This is a genomic window from Epilithonimonas arachidiradicis (genome assembly GCF_003610695.1).
GTDB lineage: Bacteria > Bacteroidota > Bacteroidia > Flavobacteriales > Weeksellaceae > Epilithonimonas > Epilithonimonas arachidiradicis.
This window is the reverse complement of the sequence record NZ_RAQH01000004.1, coordinates 168,967-183,015: the sequence shown is the minus strand read 5'-3', so window position 1 is coordinate 183,015 and position 14,049 is coordinate 168,967. Positions and strand designations below refer to the sequence as shown.

The following is a 14,049-nucleotide window of genomic DNA, read 5'->3' as shown; positions in this document are numbered from 1 at the left end:
ATTTTACAGGCAAATCTCATAGCCCCGATTGTAGTGGAAATCCTTTTGCTTTTTTTTCACCTATGAAAAAGCAAAAGATTGCAACGGAAAGCGGGATTAAGCTCTTTAAAAATTTTATCTATTCAAAAGTTTGGCAACTTCTGGTGCTGCGTAAGTGAAAATCATATCTGCTCCGGCGCGTTTGATGCTGGTTAAACTTTCTATCAGTACTTTATCGTTATCCAACCAACCATTCTGTGCTGCAGCTTTCAGCATTGCATATTCTCCACTTACCTGATAAACCGCGATGGGTTGCGTGATGAGTTCACGGATTTTGGAAACGATGTCCAAATAAGGCATTCCTGGTTTTATCATAATGATATCAGCGCCTTCTTCTACGTCTCTCAACGCTTCATCAATGGCTTCACGTGAGTTATGGAAATCCATTTGATACGTTTTTTTATCAGCAGGAATTTCCTGAGCATCTACCGGCGCGCTGTCCAAAGCACTTCTGAAAGGTCCGTAAAAAGCACTTGCATACTTTGCTGCGTAAGACAAAATACCGACATCTGTAAATCCATTTTCTTCCAAACCTTCTCGCATTGCCAAAACGCGACCGTCCATCATATCACTTGGCGCCAAAATGTCAGCTCCGGCTTCTGCCAAAGAAATTCCCATTTTTACAAGTGCCTCTACTGTAGAATCGTTGTCGATTTTTCCGTTTTTTATAATTCCGTCGTGGCCATAAATTGAATAGGGATCCAAAGCAACATCCGGCATTATCACAACTCCTGGAACTGCATCTTTGATAGCTTTTATGGTATTTTGCATCAATCCGTTTGGATTCCAAGCTTCTTTGCCTGTGTTGTCTTTCAGATCATCGGAAACCTTCATATAAAGATTGACCGCTTTTATTCCCAAATCATAATTTTCTTTAACAGTTTGCACTGTTAAATCTAAACTTTGCCTAAAAACGCCTGGCATTGAGGAAATGGCTTCTTTTTTGTTGTTACCCTCCATAACAAACATAGGCAATACCAAATCGTTTGTTGTAAGGGTTGTTTCACGAACAAGACTTCTTATGGAATCGTTGGTTCTTAGTCTTCTGTTTCTTGAAATCATCTTGATAAAAATTATTTATGCAAATTTACTTATACTTTTACGGATAGGCTATTGCATATGAAAATTATTTAAAATATATTTGTGGGTAATTGTTTAAGTACAGACTAAAGCGAATGAAAAAATTTCTATTCTTTATTATATTTACGGTAGTTTCAGTTGGATTTTCGGGAGAAATGAAGGCGCAATCTACTCGTGCATTTGAAGGGCAAAAGACCGACGATGGTGTTTTGGTTGCCTTCCCTAATCCTACTAAGGATGTTTTGATTTTGAAATCAAAAGATAATTCGGCAAAAATAAGAACGGTAACTTTCTTTTCTATTTTAGGCGCTCAGGTTGCCGAATATACAATCAATAACAACAATGCTGAATTAAGATTAGACAAACTTCGTCCAGGGAAATATCTAATGAGATATGTATTGGATGACAATACTCAGAAAATCACTCAGATTATCAAACAGTAAGTTGAGTTTTTAAAATATATTGCCGGTTTTTTAGCCGGCATTTTTTATTTCATCTTTCAGTTGTGTAAATTTGCCTTAACCAAGAAAATTAAATCATGAGGAAATTAATTACTTTAGTTTTTATCATTTTGTTCCAGATTATCAATTGTCAATTCAGGAATTCTTTATACGATAATAATCAGCTGAATGTTTCTCTGAGAGGCGGATTGGATTTTCCTTCTTATGATAATCAAACCAAATTTATCGATTACAAATACAATCTAAACCTTGGAGCTTCTGTTGACTACTACTTCAACTGGATTGGATTAGGAATTGATTTCGATTATCTTAAAAATACGCCGAAAAACACTTATCCAACGGAGAATTTATATAGCGGAACTACTCCACTTTCCAATATCAGTTTAAATGAGAATAAAGTTGAACGATTATTTCTTGGAGTTGGCCCAAACTTCCGGTATGTAATTAATGATAATCTTAGTTTGGCTTTCAAAATAAAAGGTGGAATTTCCAATATCAAAGGTGGCGAAACCTTAATAACGGCAAACAATTACAATCTTAATTTTCACAATGGGTACAATGAAAAGAATATCCTAACCGGAAAAGGACAAATTGAACTGAATTGGTTTTTTTCAGAGTATGTTGGGCTGAATGTCGGTGGCTATTATATTCAGCATTTTAAAGCTAATGACCAAGTCAAAAATAGTTCTGTTGCAGGAAACATTCCTTTTACGGAAAATAATAATCAATATAATATCAATCCTTCGAATGCTGAGATCAGAAATAACAGCTTTGAACATAAGATTCATTCAGCTGGCGTTTTCGCTGGATTGACTTTTAGAATCCCGACCGGCAGTTCTGGACCAAATTATGGATTATCAGTGATAGCAAGAGATAAGGAAACGGGATTAATTCTTCCCGATACTTTTGTTGAGCTTTTCAAAAATGGAAAACGAATGTATTTTGCGAGAACCAATTCGCAGGGTGTGGCTTTCTTTAAAAATATAAAACCAGATAATTATGAAATCAAGGGAAGTCTTTATAACATTGATCTAATCTCAAACAAAGCGGACAAAGATGAATTTGTAAGGAACTCGACGATCAAGAAAGAAATATCAACCGATGCTGAAATGTTCTTTGTGAAAGGTCAGGTGAATATTTGCAATTCTAAAAACCCTTTGCGAGATGTAACTGTCGTTATAAAAAACAATGAAACTGAAATCTATCACGAAATAAAAACTGATGCTGAAGGTAAATTTTATTTCAAAGCAGATAAGAATTCGACTTATAATATCTATGGTAAGAAAGGAAATTACTTTTCCCAGACAGAAACCGTCACTTCTAAAAAAGTCGATAGAACGAATACACTTTTCTTAAATCTTCTGGTATGTATGGAAGAAACCACTTGTGGAAAGCCAATTAACCTAAAGAATATCCATTATGATTTGGATAAATATTTTATCCGTGAAGAGGCAAAAGGCGAGCTTAACAAACTGGTTCAGTTTATGAAAGATAATCCAAAAATCAGTGTAGAATTATCTTCTCATACAGACTCGAGAGCTTCTGATGATTATAATAAAACGCTTTCTCAGAATCGCGCCAATGCAGCAGTAGATTATCTTGTTTCAAAAGGAATTAATAAATCGCGATTAAAAGCAATTGGCTACGGAGAGACAAAACTTCTAAATAAATGCAGTAATGGTATAGATTGTGCAGAATCGCAGCATCAGTTAAACAGAAGAACGGAGATGAAGGTTATTTGCCCTTGATGAAAAACCATTTTTTGTATATAATATAACCAATTGTAAGCCCTAAAGTATTTAGGATCACATCATCGATATCCGCAAAACCTCGTTTGAAATAATATTGAGAAAATTCGATGATATTGATTGTGATAAAAAAAACGAGAAGAAGCCATTTAAATTGATTAAACTTCGGATAAAGAATCCCTAGAAAACCATAAGGAATAAATAGAATAATATTACCAAGCATGTTTTGAGAAAACTCACCCAGACGATATGGCAGGACAGTGATAACATACTCTGTGATTGTCTGAAATGGACTATAATTAATCTTATATGGACTATCCGGAAAATCACGTGCTACCCCAAAATATAATAAATACAATGCCCCTATCGTATAAACATAATTAAAACAGGATAATACCTATTAACAAACAACCTCATTAAAATAAATTTGACCGTAAAATTATTGAAAAAAATATGAAAACAAGTACAATAAAAGCTTTCGGAACACAAGCTGCCGAAAATGATCTGGAATTATTAACCATCGAGAGAAGAGAAGTCCAGCCAAAAGACATCGAAATCGATATCTATTACTGCGGCGTGTGCCACTCAGACCTTCACACCGCAAGAAACGATTGGGGCGGAACGGTTTATCCGGCAGTTCCCGGTCACGAGATTGTGGGAAAAGTGTTGCAAGTAGGAAGCGATGTTACCAAATTTAAAGTTGGAGACTTGGTTGCTGTAGGTTGTATGGTAGATTCTTGCAGAACTTGTCATAGTTGTGAGCAGGATTTGGAACAATTCTGTGAAAAAGGTTTTACAGGAACTTATAATGGAAAAGACAAATATTTTGAAGAGACGAGAACATTCGGAGGTTATTCGGAGTCTGTTGTGGTTGATGAACATTTTGTTTTAAGACTTCCTGAGAATCTGGATATGGCTGCTGCCGCACCGCTACTTTGTGCAGGGATTACTACTTGGTCGCCTCTTAAACACTGGAATGTGACTGAAAACTCTAAAGTTGCAGTTGTAGGTTTGGGCGGTTTAGGTCATATGGCAATCAAACTAGCAAAAGGTTTGGGCGCAGAAGTGACTCTGTTCTCCAGAACTCCTGGAAAGACGGAAGATGCAAAAGCATTGGGAACGGACCACGTTGTTATTTCCACAGACGAAGAGCAGATGAAATCTGTTTCCAATAAGTTTGATTTGATTATCGACACCGTTCCTTACGAGCACGACATCAATCCTTATATGCAGACTTTGACGGTGAATGGAACTTTAGTTCTAGTAGGCTTTATTGGAGAGTTTGAAAATGATGCTGTAAGTACACGACCAATGATCTACAAGAGACGTTCTGTAGCCGGTTCATTGATTGGCGGTATCAAAGAAACTCAGGAAATGCTGGATTTCTGTGGTGAGAAAAACATTATTTCCGATATCGAAATTATCAATATCCAGGACATCAATGATGCGTATGAAAGAATGCTGAAAAGTGATGTGAAGTACAGATTCGTAATCGACATGAAGAGTCTGAAGAATTAATTTCAATTCAATCATAAAAAAGAGAGGATATCTGCTGGTATTCTCTCTTTTTGTTTTAGAGATTTCTAAGGTCAAAATTTACATCAGATTAAAGCTTCTTTTAAAAAACCTCCGTATGTTTTGCTAAAAAGACACGTACGTTTTAGTTAAAAGACACGTGCGTTTTGATGAAAAGGTACGTGCGTTTTGAGGCACCTCTGCAAGCACCCTATTCATCGGACTTGCAGAAGGCCATTTTTTAACCTCTAAAAGTTACTTTTTAGACTTTAAAATAGTTTAAAATTTTCAGCTTTCCGTCGATTGGCTGATTGATTTTCCAAGCGTTTTATCTTTAAATTGAATAATAAAATTCTCGCAGATTTAGCAAACTGAACATATTTTTAATAAAAAAATCCCGAATCTTTTGAAGAATCGGGATTGATATGCTAAGCGAAATATCTTAAGCCTGAACGTTGTTACCTCCTAATACGAAAGGTTCAACTTCTTTGATCTCTCCAAACTGCTGCTCATAGTTAGCAACATTTTGTTGAAGTGCAGCTAAAACTCTCTTCGCGTGAAGAGGCGCTACAATAACTCTAGATCTTACTTTAGCTTGTTGTACACCCGGCATCAATTGGATAAAATCCAATACGAATTCTGATGGTGAATGGTTAACTAAAGCTAAGTTCACATAAACTCCCGCTGCTACAACTTCATTAAGTTCGATGTTGATGTTGTTTGGATCTTGATTTTGATTGTTGTCCATTTTGTTAAATTATTTTGTTTAAATTAAGTTTCAGGCTTGCAATATAACTTATAAACTTGAAACCTGAAACTTAATATTTGATTATTTAGTTAATATCTTCGAATTCTTTTCTAGAACCTACGATAACGTTTTGATAATCTTTAAGACCTGTACCTGCAGGGATTCTGTGTCCTACAATTACGTTTTCTTTAAGACCGTTCAAGAAGTCGATTTTTCCGGAAACCGCCGCTTCGTTAAGAACCTTGGTTGTTTCCTGGAATGACGCTGCCGACATAAATGACTTAGTCTGTAACGCTGCTCTTGTAATACCTTGTAATACAGGTGTAGCGGTTGCAGGAAGCGCTTCTCTTACTTCTACCAAAGCTTGATCTTCTCTCTTCAACTTCGAGTTCTCGTCTCTAAGTTCTCTCGCAGTAATCATTTGTCCAGCTTTGAAAACCTTAGAATCTCCCGGCTCTACAACAACCTTCAGTCCGAAAACTCTGTTGTTTTCTTCCAAGAAATCGTATTTGTGCTCAAGCGCACCTTCCAGGAACTGAGTATCACCTCCATCAACAATCTCAACTTTGGTCATCATCTGACGAACAATAATCTCGAAATGCTTATCATCAATCTTTACCCCTTGTAGACGGTAAACCTCCTGGATCTCGTTAACCAAGTATTCCTGAACCGCAGTTGGACCTTTGATTCTCAAGATATCGTCCGGTGTGATAGAACCGTCAGACAATGGATCACCAGCATAAACGAAGTCGTTTTCCTGTACCAGGATCTGGTTTGATAATTTCACAAGATATTTCTTGATCTCCCCGGTTTTAGCCTCAACGATCAATTCACGGTTACCTCTCTTGATTTTACCATAAGAAACAACGCCATCAATCTCGGTTACTACCGCTGGGTTAGAAGGATTTCGAGCTTCGAATAATTCGGTAACTCTTGGAAGACCTCCGGTGATATCCCCTGCTTTTGCAGATTTTCTTGGGATCTTGATCAGGACTTTACCAGCCTTGATTTTCTCACCATCGTTTACCATCAAGTGAGCTCCCACCGGTAAGTTGTAAGCTTTTTGCTCAACACCTTTAGAATCTACCACTTTCAAAGTAGGTACGGCTTTCTTATTTCTGGATTCAGAGATTACTTTCTCTTCGAAACCTGTTTGTTCGTCGATCTCCAATTGGAAGGAAACACCCTGGATGATATCTTCATATTCAACCTTACCGGAAGTTTCTGCAATGATAACCGCGTTATACGGATCCCATCTTGCGATAAGATCACCTTTTTTCACTTTATCACCTGGTGATACAGACAATACAGATCCATAAGGAACGTTAGCCACCATGATTGGTGTTCTGGCTTCGTTATCAGCAACCAATCTGAATTCTGTTGAACGGGAAACAACGATATCCGCTGAGTTTCCTTCTTCATCTTCGGACTTAATAGTTCTAACTTCATCCATCTCAACAATACCGTCACGTTTTGCAACAATACTTGGATTTTCCGAGATGTTACCTGCAGTACCCCCTTGGTGGAAAGTTCTCAATGTTAACTGAGTTCCCGGCTCACCAATAGACTGTGCAGCGATTACACCAACAGCTTCTCCCATATGGATGCCTTTACCTGTTGCAAGGTTACGTCCGTAACACTTAGCACAGATACCTTTTTTAGCTTCGCAAGTTAATGGAGAACGAACTTCAACAGCTTCGATTCCAGCTTCCTCGATTTGCTTTGCAACTGCTTCCACGATCAATTCATCAGCATTAGCCAACAATTCATCCGTTTCCGGGTGGTAAACATTGTGAAGAGAAACTCTACCAAGAATTCTGTCAGAGATTCTTTCTACGATATCATCATTTTTCTTAAGTGCAGTCACTTCTGTACCTCTCAATGTTCCACAGTCGTCCTCAGTAATGATAACATCCTGTGCAACGTCTACCAATCTTCTGGTAAGGTAACCAGCATCGGCCGTTTTAAGAGCGGTATCCGCAAGACCTTTACGGGCACCGTGGGTAGAGATAAAGTACTCCAAGATCGATAAACCTTCTTTAAAGTTGGCGACGATCGGGTTTTCGATAATCTCCGCTCCAACAGACCCTGCTTTTTGTGGTTTTGCCATCAAACCTCTCATACCGGATAACTGACGGATCTGCTCCTTAGAACCCCTCGCACCGGAATCAAGCATCATAAATACAGAGTTGAATCCGCCTTGGTCAGACTTCATTCTGCTCATAATCATCTCGGTAAGACCGGCATTGGTATTAGTCCAAACGTCGATTACCTGATTATAACGCTCTGTATCGGTAATAAGACCCATGTTATAGTTAGCCTTGATCTCATCAACATTCTCTACAGCCTGAGCAATCATTGCCTTTTTCTCCGCAGGGATTACGATATCTCCAAGACTGAATGAAAGACCTCCTTTGAATGCGTTAGCATATCCAAGATTCTTCATATCATCCAAGAACTTAACCGTCGTTGGGAAATCTGTATCCGCAAGAATTTGACCAATTACATTTCTAAGAGATTTCTTAGTCAATAATTCGTCCACATATCCAACTTGTGCAGGTACAATCTGGTTGAACAAGATTCTACCAACCGTTGTGTTTGTTAATTTAGTAACAATCTCTCCATTCTCTTTAATTGGAAGACGACATCTTACTTTTGCATTAAGAGACACTTGTCCTTCTGCATAAGCAATCTCCACTTCTTCCGGAGAATAGAAAGCAAGACCTTCACCTTTTACTTTGTAATCCTCAGTAGAATGTGCTTCTTTGGTCATAAAGTACAGACCCAAAACCATGTCTTGAGAAGGTACCGTAATTGGAGAACCGTTTGCCGGGTTCAAGATATTTTGAGAACCAAGCATCAATAACTGAGCTTCCAAAATTGCTTCTGGTCCTAATGGTAAATGAACCGCCATCTGGTCACCATCGAAATCGGCGTTGAAAGCCGTTGTTACCAATGGGTGCAACTGGATCGCTTTACCTTCGATCATCTTAGGCTGGAACGCTTGGATACCCAATCTGTGAAGCGTAGGTGCTCTGTTCAATAGAACAGGGTGACCTTTCATCACATTTTCCAGGATATCATAAACCACAGGCTCTTTTCTGTCGATGATTCTCTTAGCTGACTTCACTGTTTTTACAATTCCTCTCTCGATTAGTTTTCTAATGATAAACGGTTTGTAAAGCTCAGCAGCCATATCTTTTGGAAGACCACACTCGTGCAATTGTAAGCTAGGACCTACAACAATAACCGAACGAGCTGAGTAATCTACCCTTTTTCCTAATAAGTTCTGACGGAAACGACCTTGCTTACCTTTCAATGAATCAGAAAGGGATTTCAATGGTCTGTTGGATTCGGACTTAACAGCAGAAGATTTTCTCGTGTTATCGAACAATGAATCTACTGATTCCTGAAGCATACGCTTCTCGTTTCTCAAGATTACTTCCGGAGCTTTGATCTCCAATAATCTCTTCAAACGGTTATTTCTGATAATCACTCTTCTGTAAAGGTCATTAAGGTCAGAAGTTGCGAAACGTCCTCCATCCAATGGAACCAATGGTCTCAGTTCTGGTGGTATGATAGGAAGAACTCTCATAATCATCCACTCCGGACGGTTGATCATTCTGGTATTAGCCGCTCTAAGCGCTTCTACCACGTTCAGTCTCTTAAGAGCCTCTGTTCTTCTTTGTTTAGAAGACTCGTTGTGAGCTTTGTGTCTCAGGTCGAATGACAAAGAATCAAGGTCGATTCTCTTCAATAATTCTTCAACAGCTTCCGCTCCCATTTTGGCCACGAACTTGTTTGGATCCGAGTCATCTAGATATTGGTTTTCAATTGGAAGGGTTTCCAAAACATCCAGATATTCTTCCTCAGTCAGGAATTCTTTGTCCTCGAAATCAGAACCATCTGCTTTCTTGGCAATACCTTGCTGAATCACCACATATCTCTCGTAATAGATGATCATATCCAATTTCTTGGAAGGAATTCCTAACAGATAACCAATTTTGTTCGGTAAAGAACGGAAATACCAAATATGAGCCACAGGCACAACAAGGTTGATGTGTCCAATTCTCTCTCTACGTACTTTTTTCTCTGTAACTTCTACCCCACATCTATCACAAACAATCCCTTTGTAACGGATTCTTTTGTATTTTCCACAAGCACATTCGTAGTCTTTTACAGGACCAAAGATCTTCTCGCAGAACAGCCCGTCTCTTTCCGGCTTGTGCGTACGATAGTTGATCGTTTCCGGTTTAAGAACTTCTCCTCTCGATTCCTGAAGAATAGATTCCGGTGAAGCTAAACCAATAGTGATTTTATTAAATCGACTTGTTTTATTTTTATTTGACATATTATTCAAATGAAATTTTAATTATTTAAAGTAATTTTTATTGTATTAAAGATCCTTCGACAAGCTCAGGATGACAACTCTAATACTATCTGTTTAATTTTCAGACTATGTCAGGCTGAGCCTGTCGAAGCCTTCAATATTAAATTACTCTTCTAGTCTTACATCAAGTCCAAGACCTTGTAACTCGTGAAGTAATACGTTGAAAGATTCCGGAATACCAGGTTCTGGCATTGCTTCACCTTTTGCGATTGCCTCGTAAGTTTTCGCTCTACCAATCACGTCATCCGACTTCACAGTCAGGATTTCTCTCAGGATATTGGATGCTCCGAATGCTTCTAGAGCCCAAACCTCCATCTCTCCGAATCTCTGACCTCCGAATTGCGCTTTACCTCCTAACGGCTGTTGCGTAATCAATGAGTAAGGTCCGATAGAACGTGCGTGCATCTTATCATCTACCATGTGTCCTAACTTCAACATATAGATCACACCAACCGTTGCAGGCTGAGTAAATCTCTCACCCGTACCACCGTCATAAAGGTGTGTATTTCCAAATTTAGGAAGTGCTGCCTGCTCTGTGTACTCGGTAATTTGGTCTAAGCTTGCTCCGTCGAAAATCGGTGTTGCGAACTTCAGTCCAAGTTGCTTACCTGCCCATCCAAGAACAGTTTCGTAGATCTGACCAATGTTCATACGGGAAGGTACTCCAAGTGGATTCAATACGATATCTACTGGTGTTCCGTCTTCTAGGAACGGCATATCTTCTTCACGAACGATTCTTGAAACGATACCTTTGTTACCGTGACGACCAGCCATCTTATCACCAACATTCAGTTTACGTTTCTTAGCGATGTAAACTTTAGCTAACTTGATAATACCTGCAGGTAACTCGTCCCCGATAGATAATGCAAACTTTTCACGGTTTTTAACTCCAGAAAGATCGTTATATTTAATCTTATAATTGTGGATCAATTGCTTGATCAATTCATTTTTATCAGCATCAACGGTCCAATCTGCACCACTGATGTTCACATAATCTTCAACAGATTGAAGCAATTTCAAAGTGAACTTGGTTCCTTTGCTGATTACTTCTTCGTCAAGGTCATTTTTCACACCCTGAGAAGTTTTACCAGAAACCAGAGTATTCAATTTGTCAATCAAAGTGTTTCTCAAATCGTCAAACTTATTTTTGTAAGTATTTTCGATCTCTTCCAATTTGATTTTCTCTTCGCTTCTTTTCTTTTTGTCTTTGATGTTTCTGGAGAACAATTTCTTGTTGATAACAACACCTCTAAGAGAAGAATCTGCTTTAAGAGAAGCATCTTTTACGTCACCAGCTTTGTCCCCGAAGATTGCTCTAAGCAATTTTTCTTCCGGCGTCGGATCAGATTCACCTTTTGGTGTGATTTTCCCGATCAGGATATCACCAGGCTTCACTTCAGCTCCGATACGGATCATACCGTTCTCATCAAGATCTTTAGTCGCTTCTTCAGAAACGTTAGGGATATCAGCTGTCAATTCTTCCATACCTAATTTGGTATCACGAACTTCTAGTGAATATTCATCCACGTGAATAGAAGTAAACCAGTCCTCACGAACCACTTTTTCATTAATTACGATCGCATCCTCGAAGTTATAACCTTTCCAAGGCATAAACGCAACCACTAAGTTTCTACCAAGCGCTAATTCTCCGTTCTCAGTTGCATAACCGTCACAAAGAACCTGACCTTTTTCTACCGTATCACCAACTCTTACGTTTGGTCTCAACGTGATTGTTGTACTCTGGTTGGTTTTTCTGAACTTAGTTAATTTATAAGTTTTAGTCGCAGAATCGAAGTTAACCAAATCATCTTCCTCGCTTCTTTCGTACTTAATAACAATTCTTTCAGCGTCTACATATTCTACAACACCATTACCTTCTGCATTGATCAAGATTCTAGAATCTCTAGCTACTTGTTTTTCCAAACCAGTACCTACGATCGGCGCCTGAGGTTTTAACAATGGAACAGCCTGACGCATCATATTCGATCCCATCAATGCACGGTTCGCATCATCGTGCTCCAGGAAAGGAATCAATGATGCAGAGATACCAGAGATCTGGTTTGGCGCAACATCGATAAGATCAACCTGCTGTGGTTCCACAACCGGATAATCCCCATCCAAACGAGCAATAATTCTGTCTGTTTCGAATTTACCGTCATCACTCAAAGCAACGTTTGCCTGAGCAATTACTCGGTTTTCTTCATCTTCTGCATTCAGATATATCGGTTTAGCCTGAAGATCTACTTTTCCATCCTCTACTTTTCTATATGGTGTCTCGATAAAACCAAGGTTGTTGATTTTTGCATACATACCCAAAGAAGAAATCAAACCAATGTTTGGTCCTTCCGGTGTTTCGATCGGACAAATTCTACCGTAGTGTGTGTGGTGAACGTCTCGAACCTCGAAACCTGCTCTTTCTCTTGATAAACCACCAGGTCCTAGTGCAGATAGTCTTCTCTTGTGAGTGATCTCTGACAATGGATTGGTCTGATCCATAAACTGAGAAAGCTGGTTAGTTCCGAAGAATGAATTGATCACTGATGTTAATGTCTTAGCATTAACCAAATCAAGTGGTGTAAAGATCTCGTTATCTCTAACGTTCATTCTTTCTTTGATTGTTCTGGCAATTCTGGAAAGACCTACACCAAACTGACCTGACAATTGCTCACCAACAGTCTTGATTCTTCTGTTTGATAAGTGGTCAATATCATCAACTTCAGCCTTAGAGTTAACCAATTCGATCAAGTGTTTTACGATAGAGATGATATCTTCTTTCGTCAAAACCTGATTGTCTTCAGAAATATTAAGACCTAATTTTTTGTTCAATCTGTAACGTCCAACTTCACCTAAGGAATATCTCTGCTCGGAGAAGAACAATTTTTCAATGATTCCTCTTGCAGTTTCCTCATCCGGCGCATCTGCATTTCTTAACTGACGGTAGATGTACTCCACCGCTTCTTTTTCAGAGTTGGTAGGGTCTTTTTGTAGTGTATTCTGGATGATAGAGAATTCGTTAGAATTTTCTTTGTGGATCAAGATTGACTTAACTCCAGAATCCAAAATAATATCAAGGTGTTCTTTTTCAAGAACAGTTTCTCTGTCTAGGATGATCTCGTTTCTTTCGATAGAAACAACCTCACCTGTATCCTCGTCTACGAAGTCTTCGAACCAAGTGTTCAATACTCTCGCAGCCAAAGTTCTACCTTCTACTTTTTTAAGAGCAGCTTTAGAAACTTTCACTTCTTCCGCCAAGTCAAAAATCTGAAGAATCTCTTTATCAGATTCGTAACCAATTGCTCTAAGTAATGTTGTTAAAGGTAATTTTTTCTTACGATCGATATACGCATACATTACGCTGTTGATATCGGTTGTAAATTCCATCCAAGATCCTTTGAAAGGGATAATTCTTGAATAGTAAAGCTTAGTTCCGTTGGCGTGGTAAGTCTGTCCGAAAAACACACCCGGAGATCTGTGTAACTGAGTTACGATAACACGCTCTGCTCCGTTGATAATGAATGAACCAGAAGGCGTCATATAAGGAACCGGACCTAAATATACATCCTGAACCACAGTTTGGAAATCCTCGTGTTCAGGGTCTGTACAATACAATTTAAGTCTAGCTTTTAGAGGAACTGAATAAGTCAATCCTCTTTCTACGCACTCATCGATAGAGTAACGTGGAGAGTCTACAAGATAATCTAAAAACTCAAGTACAAACTGGTTTCTAGAATCTGTAATTGGAAAATTCTCCTGGAACGTTTTGTAAAGAGATTCTTTCAAACGTTGCTCAGGAAGCGTGTCTAACTGGAAAAACTCCTTGAAAGACTGGATTTGGATGTCCAAAAAGTCTGGTGTTTCGATTTTACCTTTCGCTGACGAAAAGTTGATTCTCTCTGTACCTTGAACTTTAGGAGCGGCCTGTGTTTTACTCATAAAATTATAAGAAAAAAGGGTTAAAAAATATTTTGTTAAAAAAAATATCAGAAATCAGAAGTGATAAAAAGGAATAAGAATAAACAACTTTGATATTTTGGCGCTTATCAGAAATAGTTTCTATTCTTGATCTTT

Annotated in this window: 8 protein-coding genes; 3 read left to right on the top strand and 5 right to left on the bottom strand. The window is 38.5% G+C overall.

The window, feature by feature from the left end; genetic code table 11:
- Window positions 1–114: 114 nt before the first annotated feature.
- Window positions 115–1,107 (bottom strand): porphobilinogen synthase, encoded by a 993-nt coding sequence (hemB, locus tag BXY58_RS08535; protein ID WP_120213437.1) that lies wholly within the window; start codon window positions 1,105–1,107, stop codon window positions 115–117.
- Window positions 1,108–1,214: 107 nt separating this feature from the next.
- On the opposite strand from hemB, the gene BXY58_RS08530 reads away from it, so the two are divergent.
- Both BXY58_RS08530 and BXY58_RS08525 read left to right on the top strand, forming a co-directional pair.
- Entirely contained in the window at window positions 1,215–1,562 is a 348-nt protein-coding gene (locus BXY58_RS08530; RefSeq protein ID WP_120213436.1) for a T9SS type A sorting domain-containing protein, read from the top strand.
- Between the two features lie 95 nt (window positions 1,563–1,657).
- Window positions 1,658–3,328 carry an OmpA family protein gene (locus tag BXY58_RS08525; protein WP_120213435.1) on the top strand — a complete coding sequence of 557 codons (1,671 nt, stop codon included), beginning with the start codon at window positions 1,658–1,660 and terminating at the stop codon, window positions 3,326–3,328.
- On the opposite strand, the gene BXY58_RS17210 is transcribed toward BXY58_RS08525, so the two are convergent.
- Entirely contained in the window at window positions 3,315–3,695 is a 381-nt protein-coding gene (locus tag BXY58_RS17210) for a VanZ family protein (RefSeq protein WP_120213434.1), read from the bottom strand. The two genes, BXY58_RS08525 and BXY58_RS17210, sit on opposite strands and share 14 nt — an antisense overlap.
- Window positions 3,696–3,781: 86 nt before the next feature.
- Here BXY58_RS17210 and BXY58_RS08515 point away from each other — a divergent pair, with 86 nt between their 5' ends.
- Window positions 3,782–4,846, top strand: a complete 1,065-nt coding sequence (locus BXY58_RS08515; RefSeq protein ID WP_120213433.1) for an NAD(P)-dependent alcohol dehydrogenase — start codon at window positions 3,782–3,784, stop codon at window positions 4,844–4,846.
- A 439-nt stretch (window positions 4,847–5,285) separates the two neighbouring features.
- Here the strand turns inward: BXY58_RS08515 and BXY58_RS08510 are convergent, their stop codons facing one another.
- The 3 genes from BXY58_RS08510 to rpoB all read right to left on the bottom strand — a co-directional run bounded on the left by BXY58_RS08510 (window position 5,286) and on the right by rpoB (window position 13,914).
- Window positions 5,286–5,591, bottom strand: a complete 306-nt coding sequence (locus BXY58_RS08510; RefSeq protein ID WP_027384121.1) for a DUF3467 domain-containing protein — start codon at window positions 5,589–5,591, stop codon at window positions 5,286–5,288.
- Window positions 5,592–5,676: 85 nt separating this feature from the next.
- Entirely contained in the window at window positions 5,677–9,942 is a 4,266-nt protein-coding gene (rpoC, locus tag BXY58_RS08505) for a DNA-directed RNA polymerase subunit beta' (RefSeq protein WP_120213432.1), read from the bottom strand.
- 144 nt (window positions 9,943–10,086) lie between these two features.
- Window positions 10,087–13,914, bottom strand: a complete 3,828-nt coding sequence (gene rpoB, locus BXY58_RS08500; protein WP_120213431.1) for a DNA-directed RNA polymerase subunit beta — start codon at window positions 13,912–13,914, stop codon at window positions 10,087–10,089.
- Window positions 13,915–14,049: the final 135 nt, after the last annotated feature.

Excerpts from the sequence above, each read along its gene's own strand:
- rpoC (WP_120213432.1), bottom strand. The coding sequence starts at position 9,942 with ATGTCAAATAAAAATAAAACAAGTCGATTTAATAAAATCACTATTGGT.
- rpoB (WP_120213431.1), bottom strand. The coding sequence starts at position 13,914 with ATGAGTAAAACACAGGCCGCTCCTAAAGTTCAAGGTACAGAGAGAATC.
- BXY58_RS08515 (WP_120213433.1), top strand. The coding sequence starts at position 3,782 with ATGAAAACAAGTACAATAAAAGCTTTCGGAACACAAGCTGCCGAAAAT.
- BXY58_RS08530 (WP_120213436.1), top strand. The coding sequence starts at position 1,215 with ATGAAAAAATTTCTATTCTTTATTATATTTACGGTAGTTTCAGTTGGA.
- BXY58_RS08525 (WP_120213435.1), top strand. The coding sequence starts at position 1,658 with ATGAGGAAATTAATTACTTTAGTTTTTATCATTTTGTTCCAGATTATC.
- BXY58_RS08510 (WP_027384121.1), bottom strand. The coding sequence starts at position 5,591 with ATGGACAACAATCAAAATCAAGATCCAAACAACATCAACATCGAACTT.